Below are 24,334 nucleotides of genomic sequence, written 5' to 3'. Positions count from 1 at the left end.
GGCGCTAGCCTCGCCAGGTTGAATCTGGCAGCGTGAGTCTCGAAGCGACGAGTTCTCTCGTGTAGGGGTGCGTTGGCGATTCGAGAAGCTGGGCGGTTGGCCCATCCTCCACGATCCGCCCACCGTGCATCACGATGGTGCGCTCCGCGAGCTTCGGCACAATGCCAAGATCGTGCGTGATGGTGACGAGCGTGAGTCCGAACTCCTCACGAAGTTCTGTGAGCAGCGACAACACGCGCGCGCGAACGAGCACATCGAGCGCGCTTACGGGCTCGTCTCCAACGAGTAGTTCGGGCCGATGAACGAGGGCGCGGGCGAGCGCGATCCGCTGCCTCTGGCCCCCAGAAAATGCGTGCGGATACCGCGATGCTGAGTCAGCAGGAAGCCCGACCCGTTCGAGCATCGCGGCAACCATTGCGCGGTGGTCGCCTTCGATCTGGCTGCCCTCGAGCGACTCAGCGACTGACTGGCCGATCGTGCGACGCGGGTTGAACGACGAGTACGGGTCTTGAAACACGAGCCCGGTTCGGCGTCGCAGCCACCCCAGCGAGTCTTGCCTCGGCCGCACCTCTCTGCCCGCGAAGCTCACGGTGCCCGAGGTTGGGGTGCTCAGGCCGAGCATTTGGCGTATGAGCGTCGTCTTCCCAGAGCCAGACTCGCCGACGATTGCGACGCTTTCGCCGGCGTTGATCTCAAGCGTCGCATCTTCGAGGCCGGTCACGCTGCCCGCCCGTTCGAAGAGACCGCGAGGCGGGGTGCGAAAGGTCTTCGTGACGCGGTCGAGGCGCACGAGGGGGTGTGGATCGGTCACGCCACACCTCCCGCCGCCGCAATCAAAGACTGCGTAATCGTGTGCTGCGGTCGCTCGAGAATCTCCTGCACCGTTCCCTGTTCGACGATACCGCCGTCTGCAAAGACGAGCACCCGATCCGCTACCTCATTCACGACTGCGATGTCGTGAGTAATGCAGATGAGCGAGCACGAATTGCTCTCGGTGATCTCGGTAAAGAGTTCGAGAATGCCGCGCTGCACCGTCACATCAAGCGCCGAGGTCGGCTCATCTGCTAGGAGCAAGCCCGGCGACGCGCTCACGGCCGCGGCAATCGCTGCGCGCTGCCTCTGGCCGCCAGACACCTCGTGCGGGTACGCGCGAACCATTCGCTCGGGGTCTTTCAGGCCCACCTGCCGTGCCAGCCGCATTGCGGCATCGCGCCGCTCTGCACGGCTCAGCCGGTAGTGCAGTGCAAGAGCCGCCGTCATCTGCTTCCCGAGCTTGCGGAAGGGGCTCAACGCCGTCTTTGGCTCTTGGAAGACCATAGCGATGCGCTCGCCGCGAATAGGGGAGAGATCACGATCCGAGAGCCCGATAAGCTCACGGCCGTTCATGCGCACTGAGCCAGATACGCTTGCCTCGGTCGGGAGGAGTCCTGCAATAGCGAGAGCGGTGATGGTCTTGCCGGATCCCGATCCACCAATGATGCCGAGCCGCTCGCCCGCCGCGAGCGAAAAACTCACACCGTGGATGATCTCTTTGTCACCAAAAGCCACCTTGAGACTTTCGACCTCAAGTGAGACGGCACCCGAATCGTGCTCGGCGTCACGCAGGCGGTTCATGGCATCACCTCCGCGGTCTCATCCGCAGGAGCGCGCACATCGAGTGCGTCTCTGAGCGCGTCGCCGAAGAGGAAGAACGCGAGCACGAGCAGCGTGATCGCGAGCCCCGGCCACAGCACGGTCTCGGGATAGATCGAAATATAGCGCTGGGTCTCAGAGAGCATCACGCCCCACGACGGCACCGCTTTGGGTGCGCCAAAGCCGAGGTAACTCAAGCTTGCCTCTGCAAGCACCGCGGTGCCCATCGACAGCGTGAGCTGCACGACGAAGACCGGTCGCACGCTCGGAATAAGATGCCGAATCAGAATGCGAGACTTCGAGAGCCCAGCCACACGCGCCGCGAGCACAAAGTCGGCCTCCGCGACCTGACGCAGCTCTGCACGAAGTACACGCCCGATCGACACGCCAAAAGCCACCCCGAGCGAGATGATGACAATCGGGATCCCGCTGCCGAACACCGCCGTGAGCATAATCGCAAGCAGAATTGTCGGAAACGCGACGAGCACATCGATCGAGACCGCGACAACCTCGCGCACCGGCCGGTTGCCGAGCCCACCGGGGAGCGCGAGCGCAAAGCCGATGATGCTGGCGAGCAGTCCGGTTCCGAGCGCTACGCCGAGCGACACACGACTGCCCGCGATAAGTCTCGACGCGATGTCGCGGCCACTGCCATCGGTGCCTAGCCAGTGCTCACCATGCGGCGGCAGCCACAGCCGAGACGCGCTCGCCGCGTTCGGGTCTTGAGGAAGCCACACGAATGAAACGAGAGCAGCGCCCGCGACCAGTGCGAACACGCAGACAGCGAAGCACCCTGATGGGGTGCCCATGACGCGACGAAGGATTCTCATTCTTCTGAGCTGCCCTTCATGCGTGGATCAATGAGCCTGTGCACAACGTCGACCAGCGCGCCGAGGGCGAGAATAATGCCCGTCATCACGAGAATGGTGGACTGCACCTTTGTGAGATCGCGGTTTCCGACGTCGGTGACGAGCATGCGGCCGAGCCCCGGCAGGCTGAAAAGCTGCTCAACCACAACGGCACCCACGAGCAGCGCTGCGGCTTGAAGGCCGAGCACTGAGACGACCGAGAGGCCAACACCTGGCAGGCCATGCGCGAGGAGCGCCCGAAGCCGCGAATTACCCTGCGACATCGCAGTGCGCACATGATCGGCCTCGAGCGCGCGCAGAGTGGCGCTGCGTACGAAGCGAAAGAGGATCGCACCCTCAATCAGGCCGATAGTGAGTGCGGGCAGGATGAGCGCGCGGAAGGCGAGCCAGGGTTCGCTCCATCCGTCCCGAGGAAAGCCTTGCGACGGCAACCACTGGAGCCATGTAGAGAGCACGATGATGCCGAGAAGGCCGGCCCACACTACGGGAATCGCAGAGACGAGCACGCTCGAAGCCTGCACGACCTGTCCGAGTGCAGAGCTGCGCTTGTACGCCGCGAACACACCGAGCGGCAGCGCAACGACCAGCACGATCGCGAGCGAAAGCAGCGTGAGCGGCACGGTGACCTCGGCTTTTTCAATGAGCTCTGCGGAGATCGATGCGCCGGTGAGCACGGATTCGCCGAGATCGAAACGCAGCACCCCGCCGATCCACTCGAAATACTGCGTGAGGATTGGCTGGTTGAGCCCGAGTGCTTCGCGAAGCTGTGCCGTGCGCTCGGGCGAGGCCTTCGAACCGCCGATGACCAGGGCGACGTCGCCCGGCAGAATGCGCAGTGTCGCGAAGATGAGCACGCTCGCGAGCAACCAGGCAATTGCCAGGAGGCCCACGCGGCCGAGTATGAATCGCGTCACAGTTCGACAATAGTGCCTCAGAACCGAGGCACGGCGGCTACTCGACCGTCACACCCGCAAGATTTACGCGCGAATTGGTGTTGACTTCGGGAAACCCGGATACGTGCGAACTCACGACATTTGTTGGCGTGTAGTTGAACAGCCACTTCGCGGGCGCGTCTTCGGCGACCAGCGTCGCGGCCTGCTGCAGAAGCTCATCTTCTTGCACTGGATCGATGCTCGAAATTGCCTCTGCGTAGAGCGCATTCACCTCGGGGTTGCTGTAACCGAAGTAGTAGCCCTCGCGAACGTAGTTGCTGAAGTCGCGCGCCTCAGCGTGGTCAACGTAGCTGAGGTCGAAGTCGTGGTTCGTGTACACCTCGCTCAGCCAGGTCGGAAACTCGACGGGGTTCACCTTTGCCGAAACCCCAATCTCGGCGAACTGGCTGGTGATGAGATCGAGCGACGAGGTCTCATAGAAGTTCGGCACCGTTATGGTGAGGCTCAGGTTCTGCTGACCAGCCTCAGCGAGCAGTTGACGAGCCGCCTCAGGGTCGTAGGCGTTCACGTCGGTGAGATCGGTGTAGCCGGGCTCGCCCTCGGTGATCGGGCTGCCGAGCACCTTGGCATCGCCGTTCTGGCTCGCCACAAGTGCCTCGCTGTCGATAGCCATGCTGAGGGCCTTGCGCACCCGGATGTCATCGAATGGGGCCCGAGCATTGTTGTACGCAAGCGTGAACACGTCGGTACTCGCTGCCCGAACCATGGTGAAGTCTGCGTTGCCCTCGAACTCGGCGCGGAGCGGAGAGAGCAGCGCCGTGTGCACGTCGATGTCGCCATCTTTGAGAGCGTTGACTGCGGCCCGGCCCTCGGGGAAGAAGCGGAATGTCGCGGACTCGACACTCGCTGGTTCACCCCAGTAGTCGGTGTTCTTCTCAAGTGTGAGGCTGTCACCCTGCTTCCAGTCCGAGAACACGAATGGGCCCGTTCCGTTGGCGGAGTTTTGGAGGTTGTTCGTTGCCGCAGACTCGAGAATGAGACCCGGCGTGTTGGCGAGCTGCCAAAGGAGCAGTGAGTTCGGCTGTTCCAGCGTGATCTGCACCTGATTGTCACCGACAGCTTCGACCTCAGCGCTAAAGCCGACGTTGTCGGGCACGAGGGTTGCGGTGAGCGAATCGACGATGTCGCTTATTGCGAGGTCAGAGCCGCTGTGAAACTTCACGCCGTCGCGAATGGTGAACGAGTAGACGAGGCCATCCTCGCTCACTTCTGGCATTTCGGTCGCAAGCACAGGCTGAATGTCGGCGACTGTGCCCGGGGTAATACCGACGAGACCCTCGTACACGTTGTCGATGAGAATCTGCCCGGTCGCGACACCGGCGTTGGTGCGCACGTCGAGGCTCGTGGGCTCGAGCACGAGCCCAACGTTGATGTCTGTCTTTGCTTCTCGTGGCGCAGCTGCGCGACGCAGCGTGAAATACAGCACTGCCGCAACGACGAGCGCGAGCACGACAATGATCGCGACGATGAGTGGGGTCTTCGAACGCGTGCGCTTCTCGTACGTTGGTGTGGCCTTCTCGCTCACGTGGGACTCCTCGGTGCACGGCGGTGCAGGTTTCGATAGCGGGAGCCTGCGAGGGCTAATCGCGATCGCAGGCAGAACAGTGAATAATTCAAAAACTGAATGACTGCGCTACGTTGCGCGGTTGCTGAAAGAGAGAATACGCGCACCGTTCGTGGGTGTCACCAAGAATCGTGGTCTCGTTGCAAGGTTGTTACGTGGTGGATCGCGGCGAGCGAATGTACCCACCGTCTTTCAGGCCGGCCTCGATCTCAAAACGGTTGTTAAGCGGATCGCGACCCGCGAGCGCGTAGAGCACCGGCATGGCAAACCCGTACTTGCGCCACTGTGCCTTATGAATGCGCTCGTGTCTGAGCACAAGAGGGGAATCATTGGTGCGAGTGAGGTAGCACGCGCCGATGCAGCTTCCGCCGCGCTTGAACGTCCACTTCGGCATGCCTCGAAATACCCAGAGCCCGTCGATGCGCTCGACTTTGCCGGTGCTCCAGATCGATCCCCACACGAACCCAACGAGGGTTGCGTACGCGTAGCCGATCCACGAAAAAGGCCAGTTGCGGCCCGTGACGCTCAACGTGCTCCACCCGAGGTGAGCGCGGCGAGGATTCGAAGCACCGTGGGCGCATCTTCGTCTGCCATCGCCGAATCGGCGGGAGCGAACTCGCAGATCGCCGCGCCCGCGAGTGGCACGAGCGCGACTGCAGCTCGAATGGCCTGAGTGAGAGTGCCAATATCCATACCAAACGGCACAGGCGCATGTACTGACGAGAAGCCCGCCGGATCAAGCACATCGAGGTCGATGTGCACGTACACGCTTGTCGCACGCGTGCGCTCGATCCACTCACTAATGCGGTCTGACTGCTCGTTCGCCTCACGCACTTCGTGGCGGTGGATCCCGAGCTCTTCAATCGTCACGTGCTCTTCGGCGTCAACCTCGCGTGCGCCGATAATAAGCACCTGCTCGGGTGCGACGGGTGAGGTTGAAATGAGATCGGGAACCCCGTCGCCGAGCGCGTGCCGAAGCGTCATGCCCGACGCCGCGCCCGATGGCGATGTGCTCGGGTGCTGCAGATCTGGGTGCGCATCAAACCACAGTACGACGGTGCCGGGGTCGCGTTCGATTGCACGCTCGATTCCGGCGAGTGACGAGGCACAGTCGCCACCCAGGGTAATCGGCGGCTCATGACGTTCACGCAGGAGTTCGCGTGCGGCGTTTCTCGTTGCGAGCAGTGAACTCAGCCGCGCAATTGGTGTGCCGAGGGCATCGCCCGCGTGTGCGGGCACGGGAACCTCAAGGCTCGCTGACTGCGGAAGGTCGCCGCGAAGGTGCGCCGCCCCATCCATAAGCAGCATCGCACGTGAGGCTGAGGAGCCCTGCCACTGCGGCATGAGAAGAAAAATCGGCTGTGTTCGCGCGCTCATTGCACCACCTACTCGGGAATGCGACAGTCTCAGGATACGCCGAAAACCTGGTGAATTTTCGTTTACTATCCAACGGTAACAAAGTCGATGAGATGCTCAACCCGTCCGATGAGCTCCGGCTCCAAGTCGCGGAAGGTGCGCACCCGCCCGCGGATGCGCGACCAAGCGTCTGCGATATCCGCCATCTCCTCTGCGGGCCATCCGAGCTCCCGACAGATCCCGGTCTTCCAATCGGTTCCGCGGGGAATCTTGGGCCAGGCTTCGAGGCCAAGACGTGCTGGTTTCACTGCCTCCCAGATATCGATGTAAGGGTGCCCGACAATCAGCGTGTGAGCACCATGCGGTCCACGTGCGATCGCATCTGCGATCCGCGATTCCTTACTGCCGGGAACCAGGTGGTCGAGGAGTACCCCGGCACGTCGGTCGGTTGCAGGCTTGAATGCTGCGAGCACCTCTTCTAAGCGATCCGCCCCCTCGAGCAACTCAACAACAACGCCCTCGTGCCTGAGGTCAGACCCCCACACCTGCTCGACCAGCTCAGCATCGTGCTTGCCCTCGACAAAAATACGGCTCGGCATAGCGACCCGTGCTCGCGCTTCGGGCGTAGCAAACGAGCCGGACGCTGTGCGCCGCCGAGGCGCTGCCTGCTTCTGCGGCGCAACGAACTTAGCTGGCACCCCGTCGACGAGAAACCCGTCAGAAAGCGGAAACGACCGCACGGCACCATCGAAATCTTCGAGCTTGAGCACTCCGTCGCGAGCGTCAACTACGGCCCCACAAAACTCAGTCAGGCTGTGCTCGACTACGAGGCCGCGCGTGAGCGGAACCTCGGTGCGCTGCACCGGGCCACGCCGCGGTTTCATTCGGGCAATCGGGTCATTGTCATACCTGTCATCAAGCACACAGGGAGCCTATCCGCTCTGATAGCGTTCACTGGTGAGCACACCCGAGCGCGGCGAGAAACGAGGCATCCGCCGCCTCCTGGTCGACACAACGCCGCTTCGCGTGAGTCCCGCTTTTGCGCGATTGTGGATTGGCAACTCGATCTCACAGATCGGCTCTCAGATGACGATCATCGCTGTGGGGCTACACATCTACAACCTCACCGGATCCACACTCGCGGTGTCACTCGTGGCGCTCTGGGCGCTTGGGCCCATGGTTCTCGCGGGATTCGTCGGCGGCGCGCTCTCAGACATTTTCGACCGGCGCAAAGTCGCGCTCGTCACCTCAATTATCGCGTGGCTGAGCATCGGCACCATGACCGCCATCGCGTTTCTCGGGGTGTCGGCCACCTGGCCGTACTACGCGCTCGCCGCGCTGAATGCGGCCTCGGCAACGATCATGGGTACGGCAAGAGGTGCGATCTACCCGCGGCTGCTCTCACCTCAGCTTCTTCCTGCTGCCGCTGCGCTCAACGGCATTACCATGGGCACCGCGATCACCGTCGGTCCCGCGCTCGCGGGTGTGCTCGTGGCCATTGTCGGAGTTCCGTGGACATTCCTTGTCGATGTAGTGCTCTTTACCGCGGGATTCTTCGGTATTCTCGGTCTGCCTCAGATACGTCCGACGCGTGAGCCTGGGGCCGAAGCGCAACATCCGTTGCGGGCAGCACTCAGTTCTGCGGGCGAGAGCCTGAGGTTCCTCCGCCACGCGCCGAACGTGCGGGCGACCTTCATCTGGGACATCATCGCGATGACGTTCGGTCAGCCAAGGGTCGTCTTCCCTGCCGCAGGCGCGCTTGTGCTTGGGGAGGAGCCGTCACCGTGGGTGCGCTCACCGCAGCGTTTGCCATCGGCTCGCTGCTGTCGAGCCTATTCTCTGGCCCACTCGGCGCCGTGCGCAGGCAGGGTCGCGCAGTGACCCTCGCAATCGCTTCGTACGGTGTAGCGACGCTGGCATTCGGACTCGTGCTGCTCGTTACCGGGCTTTTCGCGGGGATTCCCGCGTTCTCCCCATTGCCGACCGACTCGGGCCTCGCAGAAGTAGCGCCCGTGCTCCCCGCCATCGTGCTCGGTTGCATCGCCCTTGCCTGGGCGGGTGCCTCTGACAACGTGAGTTCTGTGTTCCGCACCACGATCCTGCAGTCGGCTGCTCCAGACCATGTCATCGGTCGCATGCAGGGAATTTTCTATGTCGTGGTTGCCGGAGGGCCGCGCGTCGGCGACCTCATTGCGGGCGTTGCTGCGACCGCACTCGCAATCTGGGCGCCCGCACTCCTTGGTGGTCTGGTCATCGTCGGCGTCATGCTCATCCTGTTGCGCACTGCGCGCTCGTTCCAGCAGTACGACGGCCGCAACCCTCAGCCCTAAGTTCCTGCTAGCGTGGCGCCATGACTGTTGCGGCAACTGAACCACTCATTCTCGTGAAGCGCGAGGGAGCGCTCACCCACGTCACTCTGAATCGCCCACGCGCCATCAACGCGCTGAACATTGAAATGTTTCAGGCGCTGCGCGAGGCGTTCGCAGAGCCAGGGGAGTCAACCGTCTTCTTGCTCGACGGTGCCGGAGAACGAGGATTCTGCGGTGGCGGCGACATCAAAGAGATTGCGCAGGTTGCAGATACGCGAGTGCTCTTTCGCCTCGAGTACTCGCTCGACCACGAGGTGCACACATCGGCGGTGCCCGTCGTCGCGATCATGGACGGCATCACCATGGGTGGCGGCATCGGACTCGGTGGGCACGCGGCATACAGGGTCGTCACCGAGCGCAGTCGGCTCGCTATGCCAGAGGTGCGGATCGGGCTCATGCCAGACGTCGGAGGTCACCTGCTGCTCGCTCGCGCACCGGGAAGACTCGGCGAGTACCTCGCAATCACCGCAGGAGAGCTCACTCCGGGCGACGCAATCGCGCTCGGGTTTGCTGACCATTACGTGCCGAGCGAACGCCTAGAGACGCTGCGCGAGGCGCTCGCCGCTGGAACTGACCCTGAGTCGGCGATTGCGAGCGTCGCGGAGCCCGCACCCGAGTCGCCGCTTTTGCAGGTGCGCGAGTGGTTTGACGAGATCGCAGATGCTGCGCTGGGTGATGAGCGGGGCGTCGTGGCGGATCCTGCGGGAGCAGCGCTCAGACTCGTCACCGCGCTCGAGGCGAGTACCCATGAGGAGGCTCGCAGTATCGCCAAGTTGATTCGCGAAATGTCACCGGTGTCCGTCGCTGCCACCCTCGCGCAGATCGCGAGAACCCGTGCCGAGTCGCTCGACCTTGCGGGAGTGCTCGAAGACGATTTCCGTATCCTGCCCAGGTTTGCGACGCTCCCGAACTTCGCTGAGGGAGTGCGCGCGCAGGTCATCGACAAGGATCGAAACCCGAAGTGGGATCCGCGCACGATCGAGCAGCTTGAAAATGCTGATCTTGCGCAGATACTCGCTCCGCTTGACGCAGGCGAGGATGGTCTCGGGCTCTCGCGCGATGCCTAATTCGCGGCCGTCCAGTGCTGCGCGGGAATTTCCCGTGCAGCTGGATCGCGCATTAGAGGTATCACTCCCGATGCAGCTCGCGGCGGCGCTGAGAGATGCGATCGACGCAGGAACACTGCGTGCTGGCGAAACGGTTCCCGCGACTCGCGAACTCGCGCGTCGCCTAGGGGTTGCCCGCGGGGTGGTTGTCTCCTCATATGAACAACTCATTGCCGAGGGCTACCTCGTCGCAAAGCACGGCCGGGGAACCGAGGTGAATCCTGAGCTCGGTGCGACGCACGTAAAGCACGCGGCTCCGGAGACAGGTGAGACGCTCGAACCCGGGTTGGGTCAACTCCCCACCGAGGCTGCGCGCGGCCCGCTTCGACCCGGCGTGCCGATCCCGAGCGCAATCGATAGTCCCGCGTGGCGAGCGGCCTGGCGTGAAGCGGCCGTCAGGGCACATGTTGTGGCTCCGCCGCTCGGCGATCCACAGCTTCGCGAGGAGATTGCGGATCACCTGCGCCGTATGCGTGCGACCGCGCGGCCAGCGAGCGATGTCATCGTGACCGCCGGAACCAGAGACGGGCTTGGCCTCTTGCTCACGGCACTCGGCACGACGCGGGGGAGAAGCCTGACCGTTGGGGTCGAAGACCCGGGGCTCCCGTCGCTTCGCGGCGTCGCTGCGCGTCACGGCGCTCAGATTGTGGCGCTTCCGGCAGATGATGAGGGGCTCGACACCTCGAGGCTTCCGCAGGGCATGCTCGATGTGGTGATTGTGACGCCGAGTCATCAGTACCCACTCGGCGGATCGCTACCGCTCGTGCGTCGGCGAGAACTCCTAGCGTGGGCACACACTTCCGGCGTGATTATCGTGGAGGACGATTTCGATTCGGAGCTGCGCTACACGGGAAGCCCGCTTCCGACGCTTGCGGCACTTGATGATGCGGTAACCGGTTCGGTGGTGTTGCTCGGCACATTCTCGCGCACCGTCGCGCCTGCTCTGTCTGCGGGGTTCATGGTGGTGCCACGTTCGATTCGCTCGCTCGTCGAGCCCGCACGGCATGAGCTCGGAGGGCCGGTTTCTGCGGTAGTGCAGTCTGCGCTCGCTCACTATCTTGCGAGCGGCGAACTTCGACGCCACACGGCCAGATTGCTGCGGCGATACGCCGAACGAAGGGATTTGGTCTCTGAAAGGTTCGCTGGCGTGCCCGGCGTGATCGTTCGACCAATGGATGGCGGCCTGCACGCGGTGCTCGAATTTGTGGGCGCCAACCAGTCACGGTTACGCGACCGAGAAGCAAGCGCTGTTGCTGCCGCGCAGGAAGCGGCGCTCGGAGCTCAGCCACTTGGCGCATATTGGCAGCGCCAAGGTGATGGCATGGCCGGCATCGTCATAGGGCTCGGTGGATCGGACAACGCAGAGTTCGATGAAGCGCTCCGCGCACTTCGGCGCATCCTCGAAACCTCATGAGTTATGAGGTGCGTAGCGCATCGCTGAGCGCCTCGCGGATCACCGGAACGTGACTGACCTCGGGATCTTTAGCAGCGGTGAGGAGGAGCACGCTCCTCTCCTCGCGTAATGCAGTCGCGAGTTCTGCGAGCGCATCTTGCGCAGCATCTGTCTGCAACTCCTCACGGTATGAGGCTTTGAACTCCTCGAAATGCTCGGGCTCGTGTCCCTGTGGATCGGCGTGCCACGACTTTCTGAGATCGTTGCTCGGGGTCACTTCCTTGGGCCAGAGGTCTATGGCTGCCTGTTCGCGGCTCACCCCGCGAGGCCAGAGGCGATCCACCAACACGCGCACCGTGTGCGAATCGGCCGAAGCGTCGCCCAGACTGTCATAGATGCGAGCAACCGCAATCTCAGGAGTGCTCATATTCTTAGTGTCCTCCCGCGCGCCCCTTCCGGCAAGCCGCGGGGCAGGTACCCTTGATCGAGTGAGCGTCGAAAATATTACTGCGAGCATGCAGAACTACCTCAAGGTCATCTGGAGCCTTGAGGAGTGGTCAGACGCGCCCATCACGAACTCTGCAATCGCTGAAACGGCAGGGGTGCGACTCTCGACGGTATCTGACGCGCTGCGCAAGCTCTCGGAGCACGAACTCATCGATCATGCGAGGTACGGCACCGTTACCCTTACGGCAGAGGGTCGCGAACTCGCCGTGCTTATGACCCGTCGGCACCGCCTGCTCGAGACGTTCCTCGTGCGCCAACTCGAATATTCGTGGGACGAGGTGCACGACGTGGCAGACCGCCTCGAACACGCCGTCACCGACGATTTGGTGGATCGCATCGACCGTGTTCTCGGATATCCGACGAGAGACCCGCACGGCGATCCGATCCCGAGCGCAGACGGCCGGGTGCACCGACCCGAGGCCGTGCTCCTCGCCGACGCCACCGCGCCGTCTACAGTGCGAGTCGAACGCATTTCTGACTCAGACGCGGGCATGCTGCAGTACTTTGCTTCGCGCGGGATCGTGGTCGACGCAGAACTTGAGGTGCAGCCCAGCGAGCCCTACTCAGAAACCGTTGCGGTAATCGTAAGGGGCGAGGCGGGTGGTGCTCCGGTAATTCTCGGCACCACCGCCTCGAACTCAGTTTGGGTGTCAGACCTCAGCGATTGAACGATCTGTCGCGGGTTCCTGCGCCGATGTTGGTTCGCCAGTAAAGCGCAGACCGACGACGCACGCGACGATTCCTCCCAAGAAGATGATCTTGAGCACCGAAACGGGTTCAGAACCCAAGATCATCGCGATAGAAACCGTGAGGGCAGCTCCGATTCCGGTCCATATTGCGTAGGCAACACTGATCGGAATGCCGCGCATCGCGTAGCCGAGACCCACCATGCTGAGTACACCGCAGACAAGAAACACAATGGTCCACAGTGGAACGGTGAATCCGTTTGACGCGCTGAGGGCGAGTGCCCATGCAGCTTCGAGGCCAGCGCTCGCGAAGAGTGCGACCCAGTGGGCGCCAGTAGAAACCTTCTTAGTCACCTAGCTCACCACCTTGAGGCCTACGACACAGCCGATGAGACCGATGAGCAGCAGTACGCGGATGACCGTTGGTCGTTCAGCGCCGCTGAGCATCGCCCACGCAGCTGTGAGCACCGCGCCGATCCCGACCCATACCGCGTAAGCGGTGCCGACGGGGATGGTGTTCATTGCGTACGATAAGCCGACCATGCTCGCGCTCACAGACGCAGCGAAGAGCAGAGACGGTTTGAGTTTTTTGAAGCCCTGAGAGGCTTCGAGTGAGGTCGCCCAGACGGCTTCGAGGAGGCCGCTGGCAATAAGAATGATCCATGCGAGGGTCATTGTTACTTCCTGGCAGTCGTCGATTGCGGGTACTGCTCCCTCGTCCGCATCCCGATCAGCGGGATCCCGGCAATTCTCGCACCGTAACCTGGGCAAGTGCTGCTCACACACCCCGGTAGTGGGAGATAATGGATGTGGTGAGGACAGGAGGGCCCTGAATGGGTTGGTTTACCAGGCGTAGGTCGCGCAATACACCTCCACGGCGCCTCCCAAAGCGGGTGCTCGCTCCGGTCGAAGAGATCGTTGAACAGGGTCTGCTGGTTGCTGATGTCGCGGTGCGCATGCGGGTGAAAAACGCGATCATTATGAACGCGCTCAAAGAGCACGCCGACTATCGCGAAGAGCAGATTCTCGAGATGGTTCGGGATTCGCTGAATGAACTCGCGGTTGAGCGAGAGCGAGACGCGCGACATATTTCGCGCGTGCGGGGCGAGATACGAGACCGTGGCCGCAGTGCTTGGAGTGAAACCGAGTACGGTAGCGGCGACAATCGCACGCTTCGGCACCGGCAAGAGGTGTACGAGAAGGTCGCCGCAGAGCTCAGGGAGCGCACTGAGAACGATACGTACGTTAGCGAGACAGCCGAGCGGGCACGAAAGCTCGCCTGGGAAGAGATCGGTAACTCGCTGAAAGAGCGCGCAAGCCATCCCTATTACAGTGGTGGTCACGATGAGGAGTACCGTAGCGAGCGCGAGGGCCGTATTCAGCAGCTCATCGAGAAAGATCTCACTGCACTCGTGCAGCAGCAGGCGCCAAAGAATAATCTCAAGGGACTCGTCAAGTTCAAGGGCGCGAAGCGGCCGTAGAGTACGTGGCGCACTCAGCTGCTAGTGCGCGAGCTCGGGATTCCTCGCGAGGTACTGCGCAATAAACCAGCATGACGCGGTGATCTCGTTCGACTTCGCGACGTCTGAGGTGAGTGCGTGCTGCGCGAGCAGATTGGATAGGCCGGTGCCGCGAAGCCTCGGAATGATGAGCGTGTGGTCGAAGTCGACTTTGCCAGAGCGCCGAAGCGAATAGTGCGCTTCGCCCACGAGTGATCGAGCCTCATCTTGCTGCTGATACACGGCGAACCTGCTCGCATCGGGTTCGTGCACAATCTGGATCCCGTCAGCGAGTGCTGCCTCTTCGTCAGAATAGTTCGCCATGTGCCAATGGTAGACGGTCATTTCACAATAGAATAGGCAGTCTATGTCTACGCACCCCGCCGAATCTGTATCGGAAAACACGCAAGAGTCGGCCGAACGGGCGTTCGGAACTCGAGAGAAACTCGCAATTTGGTTGTTGCTTGGTTCGTCGTTCGTCGTGATTCTTAACGAAACCATCATGGGCCTGGCCCTGCCGGTACTCATGGTAGCGCTCGATATCACCGCCGCAGAGGGGCAGTGGCTCACCACAGCGTTCTTGCTCACCATGAGCGTGGTCATTCCGATCACGGGAATGCTCATCCAACGCGTTCCGACTCGGGCGCTCTTTATCGCGGCTATGTCGCTGTTCAGCCTCGGCACGCTCATCTCTGCGGTTGCTCCGGGGCTCGCATTGCTCATTCTCGGTCGTGTCGTGCAGGCATCGGGTACGGCGGTGATGCTGCCGCTGCTCATGACCACGGTGGTGACGCTCGTTCCTGTGCAACTCCGCGGCCAACTCATGGGGCGCATTGCGATCGTGATGTCGGTTGCTCCGGCGCTGGGGCCAACAATCGCGGGGCTCATTCTCGAGGTATTGAGCTGGCGCTGGCTCTTCTTGCTCGTGCTCCCGATCGCGATCATCGCACTCGTGCTCGGTTCGTTGCGCATGCCGAACGTGGGTATTCGCAAGGTCGTGCGGATCGACATCGTTTCGGTGGTGCTGTCGGCGCTCGCGTTCGGCGGGCTTGTCTTCGGTTTGAGCGAGGCCGGCGCCGCGGCGAACGGCGAACAATTTGTCGAACCATTCATTCCGGTCATCGTTGGTGTCGTGGCGCTCGTGCTCTTTGTTTGGCGCCAAATTTCACTTCAGCGTGAAGACCGTGCGCTCCTCGATTTGCGTACCTTCCGCAGCCGCCCGTATGCGCTGTCAACGGTGCTGCTCATCTGCAGCTCGATGGCGCTGTTTGGGTCACTGATCCTGCTGCCGATCTACCTGCAGAATGTGCTGGGATACAAGCCAATTGAGGCCGGTCTGGTGCTGCTTCCCGGCGGGCTGCTCATGGGATTGCTCGGGCCACTTGTCGGTCGCATTATCGACGCACACGGCGTTCGCCCGATGCTTATTCCAGGTGCATTCATTACTGCCGCCGCGCTTGGAGCGATGGGGCTCATGGGTGAGTCAACGAGCATCTGGCAGGTGGTCGGTACGCACCTGCTGCTGAGCGTTGGGCTCGCCGGAGTCTTTACGCCGGTCTTCTCTGTATCGCTTGGATCGCTTCCGCTTCACCTCGCGTCGCACGGCAGCGCTTTGATCTCAACGGTTCAGCAGGTTGCTGGTGCAGCGGGAACCGCACTTTTCGTCACGATCATGACGCTGGTCTCTGTCGCATTTGCCGGATCTCCTGACGCTGTCGGAAGCTCAGCACTCGCTCACGGTACGAGTGTTGCGTTCTACCTGGGCGGCGCGGTCGCCTGCGTGGGTGCGGTAATTGCGATCTTCATTCGTGAAGATGAGGTGAGTGCCGCGGCGCACGGGGGCCACTAGCCTAACGCTGAGATAGACCGACGCACGGCCTCGGCCAGTTGCCGCACTGCGGTGCTCGGGCCTCCCGGGCCCGCTGGGGCTGCGAGCAGTAGTTCGCGGGTGAACCGTTCGTCGGTGATGGGCCTGAGCACAACTCCTTCGGGCGCTAGCCCCTGCAACAGGCTTGGTATGAGTGCGACGCCCATGTTCGCTGCGATCAGCGCTAGTACAACGGCGTAGTCGTCGGTGCGAATCGCGAAGGTCGGCTCCTTTCCGGTCGCCGCGTACATCTCTCGCACGAGGTCATCGATGGTGTCACCGGGGGTGGATCCCATCACCCAGTTCTCGCCTCGAAGCGTGAGAAGGGTGTCGATGTCGAACCGCTCGACGTCGGCAAGTTCATGGTGAGCGGGAAGCGCGAGGAGCATCGGGTCAGTGAACACGTGCGTGGTGTGCACTTCTGACCGTAGGGGGAGATCGTAGCCACCCGCCGCATAGATGAGTGCGGCGTCGAGGGTGTGTTGATTCACGCCTGCAACGAGGGGCATCACCTCTTCGAGTGTCGCATCGAGTTCGATACCAAGTTCACCAAGTCTGAGGGCAATGCCTGGAAGGAGCCTCGCGGCGGCGGAGGGGAAAATGCCGAACCTCAATCGCACATGGCCGAGTTCAGCGAGATCGCGAACGTCGGTGAGTGTGCGATCAGCGAGTCCGAGTATCTCCTCGCCACGTTCGAGCATGAGTTGCCCCGCGGTGGTGAGGCGGCTGCCTCGCGTACTGCGTGCGGTGAGCTCTGTGCCGACCAGACGGTCAAGGTTCTTGAGGTGGTAGTCGACGGTGGGCTGGCTCCATCCAAGACGAATGGCAGCTCGAGCAACCGATCCTTCTTCGGCCACCGCACTCAACGCCTGCAACTGCCTGAGATCGATCATTGTGCTCCCGAAATAACTGAGGTTTGGGTGATATTCATCACTCGGTGTTCCATAGAGTATATGTCGCCAAAGAGCGTATCTGGGGGTTCTGTGCGCCGATCCACCACGCCACGATAGAACTATGCTCACTGACATCCAGGTATCACAGCGCGTTGCGCCTTATACGGAGGCGCTCGAGCGCTTCGCTGATGCAAACCCGCAAAGCCTCATGGTTCCGGGCCACGGGTGTACGCCGAACGCTGGTGGCGACCACCTCGCACAGGTGTTTGGTGAGCGACTGGTGCAACTCGACGTGCCGCTCATGCTCGACGGCATTGACCTCGGAAGCGACTCTCCGCTCGCGCAGGCGCAACGCCTCGCGGCCGAGGCGTGGGGTGCGCGGCGCACGTGGTTCTTGACGAATGGAGCGTCGCAGGGCAACCGTACTGCTGCATTTGCGGTGCGAGGGCTTGGCGAGCGGGTGCTCATGCAGCGAAGCTCGCACTCAAGCTTCACCGACGGCGTGTTGCTCGCGGGTCTCATTCCGGCCTTTATCGCCCCGAACGTCGACCACGAGCACGGCATTGCTCACGGGCTCACTCCTGAGGCGCTCGGCGAAGCGCTCGCGACCGAGGCCGAGGCCGGGCGCGACGTACACAGCGTCTATGTCGTGTCGCCGAGCTACTTCGGCTCCACCGCAGACGTCGCGGGCCTCGCCCGTGTCGCGCACAGTCACGGCGCTGCGCTCATCGTCGATGGTGCTTGGGGCGCACACTTTGGTTTCCACGAGGATCTGCCAGAGTCGCCTGCAAAGCTCGGCGCTGACCTCGTCATCTCGAGCACGCACAAGCTTGCGGGCTCGCTCACACAATCGGCGATGTTGCATCTTGGTGAGACCGAGTTTGCAGATCGACTTGAGCCCCTCGTTGCGCGTTCGTACACGATGACGTCGTCGACCTCGGCGAGCGCTATCCTGATGGGCTCGCTCGACGCGGCGCGTCACGCGCTCGTGAACAAGCACGATGAGATCGGCGAGGCAATACGTCTTTCAGAGGCCCTGCGGGATCGGCTCAGACTGAGCGAACACTACTCGGTAATTAGCGATGGCTTCGGGGCGTTCCCCGACATCGTTGCCACAGATCCGCTGCGCATTCCCATAGATGTTTCGAGACTCGGTCAGAGCGGCCACTGGGTGCGGGACCGTGTTATCGCTGAGCACGGCGTGTACTTTGAGATGTCGACGGCGACCGCGATTGTTGCGGTCATCGGTGCGTTAGCGGCTCCGGATCTTGACCGCGTCATGGCCGCGCTCGAGGAAGTTGCAGCTGAGTCAGACGCACTGCGCGGAGATACTGCTGCAGCAGGCGTGAGTGAAGGCAACACCACTGCTTTCCCGGAACTGCCTGAGGCAGGAACGCTTCGTATGCTGCCGCGTGCAGCGTACTTCGCTGAGAGCATCGTGGTGACTGCACACCAGGCTATTGGCCAGATCTCGGCAGACACGCTCGCCGCTTACCCGCCGGGTATCCCGAACCTCGTTCCGGGGGAGGAGATCACGGAGGAGACCGTCACATTCTTGCAGGCAGTCGCGGCCTCACCGACAGGGTTTGTGCGGGGAGCCGCTGACCCACTCGTGGCGACGTTCAGGGTTGTGCGCGATCCGCTCACCGCGAGCGCAAACTAGCTGGGCAAAAACTCACCGGGAACGCAAGAACGGGCGGGTGCTGACACTGTCGCACTCGCCCGTTCTTTAGTAAGTGAGTTAGTTCTTCTTCTCGAAGAGGTTGCCGACCAAGGTCGAACCGATGAGCACGACCGCGAGCAGCACGATGCCGACGATCGAGATAGCGAGAACATCAACCGGCTGGCCTGCCGACGAGAACTCTGCGAGCGTATCGATTCGCTCACCCTCTTCTGAGGCGAATGCGGGTGCGCCAATGAACACAGTCGCCAATGCGACGGTTACTGCGGTGGCGATGCGGGTGCGAATCTTCACGGTCTCTCCTCGGAAGTCTGGGTACGTGCGGCTAAATCGTCGCAGATACTTCTATTCTGCCCTAACTTTGGGGCGGCGCGAATTCCCTACTCGACCAGTCCCAAACAAATCCGAGTCAAAGCCTGCGGTTATCTTTGATGGATTAAGGGCAAACTTCGACTCGGATTGGGCTAGCGCTGGCCGCCACGCTGGCCGGAGCCACGCTGGCCGGAGCCACGCTGGCCGCGCTGGCCACCGCTGCGCTGGCCTTGCTGACCGCTGCGCTGCTTGTTGCCGCCACCCTGCCTGGTGCCCTGGTCCGAACCACCGCCACTGCCGCCGCGGCCGCGCGACCGCTTGCGCCTTGCGTTGGCGCCAGAGGACTTGCCCTGACCCGCGGGATTGTGCCCTGCCGCGCGCTGCTGCGCAGCCTGCGCCTCGGCGCGTCGCTTCTCAGTAAGCTTTGGATCGACCCGTGGCGCAATCTCGCCAATAAGGTCGAGAACTTCGCGTGAGACATTCGACGACATCGGGTCGACGTGAATAGGGGAGACGCGAATCTTCGCCGCCCGCATGAGCTGCTTCATCTCGCCGCGCTGCTCAGGCAACACGATGGTAACGACGTCGCCCTCATTGCCCGCGCGAGCGGTGCGGCCCGAGCGGTGCAGGTACGCCTTGTGCTCGACGGGTGGATCGATGTGCACGACGAGGTCGACCCCGTCGACGTGCACGCCGCGCGCCGCAACATCGGTCGCGACGAGCACCCGTGCTTCGCCCGAAACGAACTCTGCGAGGTTACGATCGCGAGCGTTCTGCGAGAGGTTGCCCTGCAACTCGACAGCGGGAATGCCAGCCGCCGTGAGCTGCTTCGCAAGCTTCTTCGCCTGGTGCTTCATGCGGGTGAAGAGGATTCGGCGCGCAGTGCCCGAGGCGAGTGCCTCGATGAGGGCGTCTTTCTGACCCTTGCCTGCGACCTCGAACACGTGGTGCGTGAGTTGCGGCACCGGTGATTCTGCTGAGTCGACCGAGTGCAGCACAGGGTTAGTCAGGTACTTCTTCACGATGTTGTCGACACCGTTATCGAGCGTTGCGCTGAAGAGCAGCCGCTGCCCCTGCTCCGGGGTTTTGTTCATGATGCGGGTGACGACCGGGAGAAAGCCCATGTCTGCCATATGGTCGGCCTCGTCAAGCACGGTGATCTCAACGCCGTCGAGGCTGATGACGCCCTGGCGCATGAGGTCGTCAAGCCGCCCAGGAGCGGCAACCACGATGTCAACGCCAGCCTCAAGTGCGGCCTCTTGTCGACGCTGGGGAATGCCACCGAAGATCGTGGTGACCTTGATGCCTGCGGGGTCACCGAGCATCTTGATGGTCTCGGCGATCTGGGTGACAAGTTCGCGAGTCGGCGCGAGCACAATACCGCGGGGCCTCGAAGGTTTGCGCTTGTGTGCGGCTTCGTGGGCATCAATACCAGCCTCGCCTCCTGCGAGGTTTGCGACGAGTGGGATGCCGAAGGCGATGGTCTTGCCTGACCCCGTGCGCCCGCGCCCGAGGACGTCGCGGCCCTTGAGCGTGTCTGGCAGTGTGTCGCGCTGAATCGGAAAGGGTTCGGTCTTGCCGTTCTTCTCGAGTGCATGCGCAATGGGTGCGGGCACGCCGAGATCGGCGAATGTCTGAGTTGGTTGAGAAGCTTGTTCGGTCACGTGGACCTTTCGTGCTGGTGGCAGGCACGCGTAAATTTAATCGGTGAGTCTGGGACTCACGAGGGCGTAGCGTTGCCGGGTGTCGAGTGCGCGGGATCGCGCAACCGTTCGCCGCGGATCGGGCCGAACGGCGCCCAGGCTCAAGAAGAGCGGGCGGTGCGGTGAGTGCGACGCGTGGCGGGTTGAGACGCCAACTTTTCTAGTTTAGCGGATCGCAATGAGAAAGTTCTGGTGAGATACAGCGCGATTTCGGTCGATGTCAGTGGCACGCGGTAGCGTTCAGGTGTGGATCTCGGAGCCCCGAGATCTAGCACCTCGGAAGGAGCGCGATGTTCGTACGGGAAACCGATGCTGGTCCGCTCATCGTGACGAGCGCAAGCGACCTGACCGCAGCGAGCACCTGCGAGTTCGCATTTTTGCGGCGGGTTGACGAGAAGCTCGGGCGTGATGTCGAAGTGCCAGCTGACGACGACCCAATGCTCGCACGAGCCGGTGCGCTCGGAGACGTGCATGAAGAAGCCGAGCTTGCCCGCCTACGCTCGGTGTTTGGTGACGGCACCGCAGGAGAGCCGGGCGGCGTCGTGATGATCCCGAGGCCCGAAACGATGGAACCGGATGCGCTCGAGCAAGTCGCGTTGCTCACCCGAAGCGCGCTTGATGGACGCGCCGAGATTGTGTTTCAGGCGACCTTTTTCGATCCTGCACAGCGACCGCGAACCCATGAGGGCGATGCAGCGATCGGGTTTATCGGCTTCGCCGACTTTCTCGAGCTGCTGCCGAGCGGCGAGTACGAAGTGCAAGACACCAAGCTCGCGCGGCGTGCAAAGGTTACGGCGCTCATGCAGCTCGCGGCATATGCGGAACAGCTTGAGCGAATTGGGGTGTCTGTTGCTCCCGAGGCGACCCTCATTCTGGGCAGTGGTGAGCGATCCACACACCGCATTGATGACATCGCGCCGGTGTTTCGACGGCGCAGGGCGAGACTGCACGAAATACTGCTCGAACGGTTCAGCGCGGTAGGCAGCGACGGCAGCAGGGCGACTGCTTCGCCGATTGCCTGGGGCGATGAGCGCTTCGCCATGTGTGGGCGCTGCGAAGTGTGCGAGCCCGAGGTGGTGCGCACGAGAGATCCACTGCTCATTGCGGGCATTAATATTCGGCAGCGCAACGCGCTTTTGGCGGCCGGGCTCACGACGTTAGATGCGGTTGCGGCACGGGTAGATCAGGTCGAACAGTCGCTGGTGCCTGGCATGACGAGCGCGGTGTTTCAACGGCTTGCTCTGCAGGCAGCCGTTCAGGTGGCGGCAGAGACCGAAGGCCCGCCGCCGTTCCGGGTAATTGCACCGCATGAGCTGGCTGCGATTCCGCACCCAGACCCGGGAGACCTGTTTTTCGACTTCGAGGGTGATCCGTTCTACCGCGAGACAGACGACGATGGTATTGCGAAGTGGAACCTTGACTACCTCTTCGGCATGGTTGACGCTGACGAGTCGTTTACCTCGATCTGGGCGCACTCCCTGAGCGAAGAGCGGAAGGCGCTTGAGACATTCATCGCTCTAGTTCGAGAGCGACGGCGCAGGTTTTCGGGCATGCGCATCTACCACTACGCCTCGTACGAGCGCACGCACCTACTTTCGATAGCTGCCCGCCACGGGGTCTGCGAAGCAGAGGTCGACGAACTGCTCCGGGAACACGTGCTTGTCGATCTTTATCCTATTGTGCGACGCGCGCTCCGGGTCGGCTCACGCTCGTACTCGATCAAGAAACTCGAGCCGTTATACATGGGGCAGAGCTTCGCGACGAAGAGGGTGTGACGAGCGGTGCACAGTCGGTTGTGGAGTTCGCTGAAGCGAGCGAGCAATTGCGCTCGCACCTGCCTGAGGTGAATCTTGAGGGCCAACGCAGACTCGACGCGATCGCTGACTACAACAGGTACGACTGCGTTTCGACGCTTCGTCTGCGTGACTGGCTACTCGAGATCGCCAAGGAGCACGCAGTCGAACCGTTTCCGATCGACACGGTAGATCGCGCGGAGGATCCACCGATTGAGCTCAGCGCGATCGGTGCAGAACTGCTCGGCTTAGCTGAGATGGCTGAGGAGCCGGCAGCCCGCACCGCGCTGAAACTTGCATCGAGCGCAATCGACTATCACTCCCGCGAGCAAAAGTCGTTCTGGTGGGCTCACTACGCGAGGCTAACCGACCCGATCGAGGACTGGGCGGACACGCGAGATGTCGTGGTCATCGAACCCGACGTGAGCTACGTTGAGGAAGACTGGCATAAGCCTTATCGGGCGCGCAGTGAGAAGCGCACGGTCAGGCTCGTTGGCACGATCGCACCGGGGAGTTCGCTCAAACCAGGTACTCAAGTGTTTGCGATGTACGACCTACCCGCGCCATTTCCTCATCGTAGTGAACCGGGGGCGAGGGCATCACGCCAGGTCAGAATCGTGGATCGGCACGACGATGGGGTAACTATCGAAGAGTCGCTCGGCCAAGCGCTCGAGCGATTTGATACGTTGCCGATCGCACTCACGCCAGGGCCGCCTCCGAACGCAGGTCAGCAGAAGCCAGCCATCGAGCACTGGGGGCGACAGCTTGCGGCCGCGACCGCTTCAGCCACTCGGTTCAAAGATCCGGTGTATGAACTGCTGACACGCTCAAAGCCAGTTCTTTCGGGCGGTGAGTCGCTTGTAGATCCACAATCAGGTCAGGCCCTTCGAACTGGTGGTGACGAAGATCACCGGGTCATTGGTGCGGTGACGTCGACCTTGCTCGACCTTGAGCACTCGTCGCTCGCGGTTCAGGGCCCTCCGGGAACCGGCAAGACGTACCTTGCAGCCCGGGTCATTCGAAAGCTCGTGGAGTCGCACGGTTGGCGCATCGGAGTCGTTGCGCAGTCGCACAAGGTCGTTGAGAACGTGCTTGAGGCGGTTGTGCGGGCGGGGCTTGACCCCTCGAGAGTGGCCAAAGTTCCGCAGAGCGGCAAACTCGACGAGGATGCGCCAGCCCCGTCGTACACGGTGTTGAGAGCGAACGGTCACGCGCGCTTCTTGTACGAGCACGAAGGCGTGGGCGCGGTCATCGGAGGTACTGCTTGGGATTTCGCGCACCCTGACCGGATAGCGAGACGAAGCCTCGACCTACTGGTCATTGATGAGGCGGGACAATTCTCGCTCGCACCCACAATTGCGGCTTCTGTCTCTGCCAAGCGACTCCTGTTGCTTGGTGATCAGCAACAGCTCCCGCAGGTTTCTCAAGGGGCCCACCCCGAGCCAGTGAATATGTCGGCGCTGAGCTGGCTTCTGGGCGAGCACGAGACAATGCCAGACGGTTACGGATACTTCCTCGCCGACACGCGGCGCATGCATCCGGCTCTCTCGGCGGTGGTGTCAGAGCTTTCGTACGAGCATCGCCTTCGTTCGCACCAGAGCACGCGGTTACGTGAGGTCGAAGTTGAATCGGGGGAGAGCCCTGAGCCGGGACTCCACTGGATTCCAGTTGAGCACACCGGAAACGCGACGAGTTCGCCCGAAGAAGCAGCCGAGATTGTGAACACCGTGCGGAGGCTGCTCGGTGGCGGGCTCAAGCTCCGCCAGAAGAACCAAGCTGGAACGGTGGTGTCGTCTCGCCCGATCGAAGCGGGCGACATAATTGTTGTGGCCGCATACAACGCACAGGTGGAGTGCGTGAGCGATGCGTTGCGAGCTGCTGGGTTCGGTGACATTCGGGTGGGCACCGTGGATCGGTTTCAGGGGCAAGAAGCCGTGTTCTCACTCGTCAGCCTCGCCGCTTCGAGCGCTGAAGACGTTCCGCGCGGACTCGAGTTCCTTCTGATGCGGAACCGTCTCAATGTCGCGATCAGCAGGGCGCAGTGGGCAAGCTACCTATTCTCGAGTCCTCGGCTCGGCGACGGGCTCCCTACCTCGGCTGAAGGGCTCTCAGCGCTTTCTGGCTACCTTCGGCTTACCGAGCGCGGGTAAC

The 24,334-nt window shown here is 62.2% G+C and carries 25 protein-coding genes; 10 read left to right on the top strand and 15 right to left on the bottom strand.

Annotation, left to right across the window (positions count from 1 at the left end; genetic code table 11):
• Positions 1–4 precede the first annotated feature (4 nt).
• The 8 genes from H9L06_RS03750 to H9L06_RS03715 form a co-directional block, all read right to left on the bottom strand.
• Positions 5–811 carry an ABC transporter ATP-binding protein gene (locus tag H9L06_RS03750; protein ID WP_187555910.1) on the bottom strand — a complete coding sequence of 269 codons (807 nt, stop codon included), beginning with the start codon at positions 809–811 and terminating at the stop codon, positions 5–7.
• Positions 808–1,614 carry an ATP-binding cassette domain-containing protein gene (locus H9L06_RS03745; protein ID WP_187555909.1) on the bottom strand — a complete coding sequence of 269 codons (807 nt, stop codon included), beginning with the start codon at positions 1,612–1,614 and terminating at the stop codon, positions 808–810. The genes H9L06_RS03750 and H9L06_RS03745 overlap by 4 nt, the downstream gene beginning before the upstream one ends.
• Positions 1,611–2,462, bottom strand: coding sequence for an ABC transporter permease (locus H9L06_RS03740; protein ID WP_187555908.1), 852 nt, complete (start codon positions 2,460–2,462; stop codon positions 1,611–1,613). The genes H9L06_RS03745 and H9L06_RS03740 overlap by 4 nt, the downstream gene beginning before the upstream one ends.
• The gene (locus tag H9L06_RS03735; RefSeq protein WP_187555907.1) at positions 2,459–3,415 is read right to left on the bottom strand and encodes an ABC transporter permease; all 957 of its coding nucleotides are present in this window, start codon (positions 3,413–3,415) and stop codon (positions 2,459–2,461) included. The genes H9L06_RS03740 and H9L06_RS03735 overlap by 4 nt, the downstream gene beginning before the upstream one ends.
• 37 nt (positions 3,416–3,452) lie before the next feature.
• A complete protein-coding gene (locus H9L06_RS03730; RefSeq protein WP_187555906.1) occupies positions 3,453–4,979 on the bottom strand; it encodes an ABC transporter substrate-binding protein in 1,527 nt (508 codons plus the stop codon).
• Positions 4,980–5,169: 190 nt separating this feature from the next.
• On the bottom strand, positions 5,170–5,547 hold the full coding sequence (locus H9L06_RS03725; protein ID WP_187555905.1) for a Fe-S oxidoreductase: 378 nt from the start codon (positions 5,545–5,547) through the stop codon (positions 5,170–5,172).
• The gene (locus tag H9L06_RS03720; protein WP_187555904.1) at positions 5,544–6,395 is read right to left on the bottom strand and encodes an arginase family protein; all 852 of its coding nucleotides are present in this window, start codon (positions 6,393–6,395) and stop codon (positions 5,544–5,546) included. The genes H9L06_RS03725 and H9L06_RS03720 overlap by 4 nt, the downstream gene beginning before the upstream one ends.
• 65 nt (positions 6,396–6,460) lie before the next feature.
• Positions 6,461–7,297: a DUF3097 family protein gene (locus H9L06_RS03715; RefSeq protein ID WP_187555903.1), complete on the bottom strand. Its 837-nt coding sequence runs from the start codon at positions 7,295–7,297 to the stop codon at positions 6,461–6,463.
• Positions 7,298–7,331: 34 nt separating this feature from the next.
• On the opposite strand from H9L06_RS03715, the gene H9L06_RS03710 reads away from it, so the two are divergent.
• The 4 genes from H9L06_RS03710 to pdxR all read left to right on the top strand — a co-directional run bounded on the left by H9L06_RS03710 (position 7,332) and on the right by pdxR (position 11,263).
• On the top strand, positions 7,332–8,255 hold the full coding sequence (locus H9L06_RS03710; RefSeq protein WP_343069258.1) for an MFS transporter: 924 nt from the start codon (positions 7,332–7,334) through the stop codon (positions 8,253–8,255).
• Entirely contained in the window at positions 8,252–8,704 is a 453-nt protein-coding gene (locus tag H9L06_RS11950; protein ID WP_343069257.1) for a hypothetical protein, read from the top strand. Before H9L06_RS03710 ends, H9L06_RS11950 begins: the two co-directional genes overlap by 4 nt.
• A 20-nt stretch (positions 8,705–8,724) precedes the next feature.
• A complete protein-coding gene (locus H9L06_RS03705) occupies positions 8,725–9,810 on the top strand; it encodes an enoyl-CoA hydratase/isomerase family protein (RefSeq protein ID WP_187555902.1) in 1,086 nt (361 codons plus the stop codon).
• 70 nt (positions 9,811–9,880) lie between these two features.
• On the top strand, positions 9,881–11,263 hold the full coding sequence (gene pdxR, locus H9L06_RS03700; protein ID WP_246454481.1) for a MocR-like pyridoxine biosynthesis transcription factor PdxR: 1,383 nt from the start codon (positions 9,881–9,883) through the stop codon (positions 11,261–11,263).
• A 1-nt stretch (position 11,264) separates the two neighbouring features.
• On the opposite strand, the gene H9L06_RS03695 is transcribed toward pdxR, so the two are convergent.
• Entirely contained in the window at positions 11,265–11,669 is a 405-nt protein-coding gene (locus tag H9L06_RS03695) for a DUF488 domain-containing protein (RefSeq protein ID WP_187555900.1), read from the bottom strand.
• 61 nt (positions 11,670–11,730) lie between these two features.
• On the opposite strand from H9L06_RS03695, the gene H9L06_RS03690 reads away from it, so the two are divergent.
• Positions 11,731–12,417: a metal-dependent transcriptional regulator gene (locus H9L06_RS03690; RefSeq protein ID WP_281381691.1), complete on the top strand. Its 687-nt coding sequence runs from the start codon at positions 11,731–11,733 to the stop codon at positions 12,415–12,417.
• Here H9L06_RS03690 and H9L06_RS03685 read toward each other — a convergent pair.
• On the bottom strand, positions 12,400–12,789 hold the full coding sequence (locus H9L06_RS03685; RefSeq protein ID WP_187555898.1) for a DMT family transporter: 390 nt from the start codon (positions 12,787–12,789) through the stop codon (positions 12,400–12,402). The two genes, H9L06_RS03690 and H9L06_RS03685, sit on opposite strands and share 18 nt — an antisense overlap.
• Positions 12,790–13,110 carry a DMT family transporter gene (locus H9L06_RS03680; protein ID WP_187555897.1) on the bottom strand — a complete coding sequence of 107 codons (321 nt, stop codon included), beginning with the start codon at positions 13,108–13,110 and terminating at the stop codon, positions 12,790–12,792.
• 158 nt (positions 13,111–13,268) lie between these two features.
• Between H9L06_RS03680 and H9L06_RS03675 the strand changes: the two genes are divergently transcribed.
• Entirely contained in the window at positions 13,269–13,916 is a 648-nt protein-coding gene (locus H9L06_RS03675; RefSeq protein ID WP_187555896.1) for an asparagine synthase, read from the top strand.
• Between the two features lie 21 nt (positions 13,917–13,937).
• On the opposite strand, the gene H9L06_RS03670 is transcribed toward H9L06_RS03675, so the two are convergent.
• Positions 13,938–14,258, bottom strand: a complete 321-nt coding sequence (locus H9L06_RS03670) for a GNAT family N-acetyltransferase (protein WP_187555895.1) — start codon at positions 14,256–14,258, stop codon at positions 13,938–13,940.
• Positions 14,259–14,301: 43 nt separating this feature from the next.
• Here H9L06_RS03670 and H9L06_RS03665 point away from each other — a divergent pair, with 43 nt between their 5' ends.
• Entirely contained in the window at positions 14,302–15,783 is a 1,482-nt protein-coding gene (locus H9L06_RS03665; RefSeq protein ID WP_187555894.1) for a DHA2 family efflux MFS transporter permease subunit, read from the top strand.
• On the opposite strand, the gene H9L06_RS03660 is transcribed toward H9L06_RS03665, so the two are convergent.
• A complete protein-coding gene (locus H9L06_RS03660; RefSeq protein WP_187555893.1) occupies positions 15,780–16,694 on the bottom strand; it encodes a LysR family transcriptional regulator in 915 nt (304 codons plus the stop codon). The genes H9L06_RS03665 and H9L06_RS03660 overlap by 4 nt on opposite strands.
• Positions 16,695–16,815: 121 nt before the next feature.
• On the opposite strand from H9L06_RS03660, the gene H9L06_RS03655 reads away from it, so the two are divergent.
• Positions 16,816–18,357: an aminotransferase class I/II-fold pyridoxal phosphate-dependent enzyme gene (locus H9L06_RS03655; protein WP_187555892.1), complete on the top strand. Its 1,542-nt coding sequence runs from the start codon at positions 16,816–16,818 to the stop codon at positions 18,355–18,357.
• A gap of 78 nt (positions 18,358–18,435) precedes the next feature.
• On the opposite strand, the gene H9L06_RS03650 is transcribed toward H9L06_RS03655, so the two are convergent.
• Together H9L06_RS03650 and H9L06_RS03645 are read right to left on the bottom strand one after the other, a co-directional pair.
• Positions 18,436–18,669, bottom strand: a complete 234-nt coding sequence (locus tag H9L06_RS03650) for a hypothetical protein (RefSeq protein WP_187555891.1) — start codon at positions 18,667–18,669, stop codon at positions 18,436–18,438.
• Between the two features lie 170 nt (positions 18,670–18,839).
• Entirely contained in the window at positions 18,840–20,351 is a 1,512-nt protein-coding gene (locus H9L06_RS03645; protein WP_187555890.1) for a DEAD/DEAH box helicase, read from the bottom strand.
• A 329-nt stretch (positions 20,352–20,680) separates the two neighbouring features.
• Between H9L06_RS03645 and H9L06_RS11735 the strand changes: the two genes are divergently transcribed.
• Together H9L06_RS11735 and H9L06_RS11730 are read left to right on the top strand one after the other, a co-directional pair.
• Complete coding sequence (locus H9L06_RS11735; RefSeq protein ID WP_246454480.1) at positions 20,681–22,165, top strand: TM0106 family RecB-like putative nuclease; 1,485 nt, start codon at positions 20,681–20,683, stop codon at positions 22,163–22,165.
• Positions 22,162–24,333, top strand: a complete 2,172-nt coding sequence (locus H9L06_RS11730; RefSeq protein WP_246454479.1) for a DEAD/DEAH box helicase — start codon at positions 22,162–22,164, stop codon at positions 24,331–24,333. The genes H9L06_RS11735 and H9L06_RS11730 overlap by 4 nt, the downstream gene beginning before the upstream one ends.
• The last annotated feature ends 1 nt before the right edge of the window (position 24,334 follow it).

Origin of the sequence: Leucobacter denitrificans (assembly GCF_014396385.1) — a bacterium.
Classification (GTDB): Bacteria; Actinomycetota; Actinomycetes; order Actinomycetales; family Microbacteriaceae; genus Leucobacter; species Leucobacter denitrificans.
This window is presented reverse-complemented; position numbering and strand designations above follow the sequence as displayed.

Excerpts from the sequence above, each read along its gene's own strand:
- H9L06_RS03740 (WP_187555908.1), bottom strand. The coding sequence starts at position 2,462 with ATGAGAATCCTTCGTCGCGTCATGGGCACCCCATCAGGGTGCTTCGCT.
- H9L06_RS03720 (WP_187555904.1), bottom strand. The coding sequence starts at position 6,395 with ATGAGCGCGCGAACACAGCCGATTTTTCTTCTCATGCCGCAGTGGCAG.
- H9L06_RS03675 (WP_187555896.1), top strand. The coding sequence starts at position 13,269 with ATGGGTTGGTTTACCAGGCGTAGGTCGCGCAATACACCTCCACGGCGC.
- pdxR (WP_246454481.1), top strand. The coding sequence starts at position 9,881 with ATGCAGCTCGCGGCGGCGCTGAGAGATGCGATCGACGCAGGAACACTG.
- H9L06_RS03745 (WP_187555909.1), bottom strand. The coding sequence starts at position 1,614 with ATGAACCGCCTGCGTGACGCCGAGCACGATTCGGGTGCCGTCTCACTT.
- H9L06_RS03655 (WP_187555892.1), top strand. The coding sequence starts at position 16,816 with ATGCTCACTGACATCCAGGTATCACAGCGCGTTGCGCCTTATACGGAG.
- H9L06_RS03660 (WP_187555893.1), bottom strand. The coding sequence starts at position 16,694 with ATGATCGATCTCAGGCAGTTGCAGGCGTTGAGTGCGGTGGCCGAAGAA.
- H9L06_RS11735 (WP_246454480.1), top strand. The coding sequence starts at position 20,681 with ATGTTCGTACGGGAAACCGATGCTGGTCCGCTCATCGTGACGAGCGCA.
- H9L06_RS03670 (WP_187555895.1), bottom strand. The coding sequence starts at position 14,258 with ATGGCGAACTATTCTGACGAAGAGGCAGCACTCGCTGACGGGATCCAG.
- H9L06_RS03695 (WP_187555900.1), bottom strand. The coding sequence starts at position 11,669 with ATGAGCACTCCTGAGATTGCGGTTGCTCGCATCTATGACAGTCTGGGC.
- H9L06_RS03665 (WP_187555894.1), top strand. The coding sequence starts at position 14,302 with ATGTCTACGCACCCCGCCGAATCTGTATCGGAAAACACGCAAGAGTCG.
- H9L06_RS03680 (WP_187555897.1), bottom strand. The coding sequence starts at position 13,110 with ATGACCCTCGCATGGATCATTCTTATTGCCAGCGGCCTCCTCGAAGCC.
- H9L06_RS03705 (WP_187555902.1), top strand. The coding sequence starts at position 8,725 with ATGACTGTTGCGGCAACTGAACCACTCATTCTCGTGAAGCGCGAGGGA.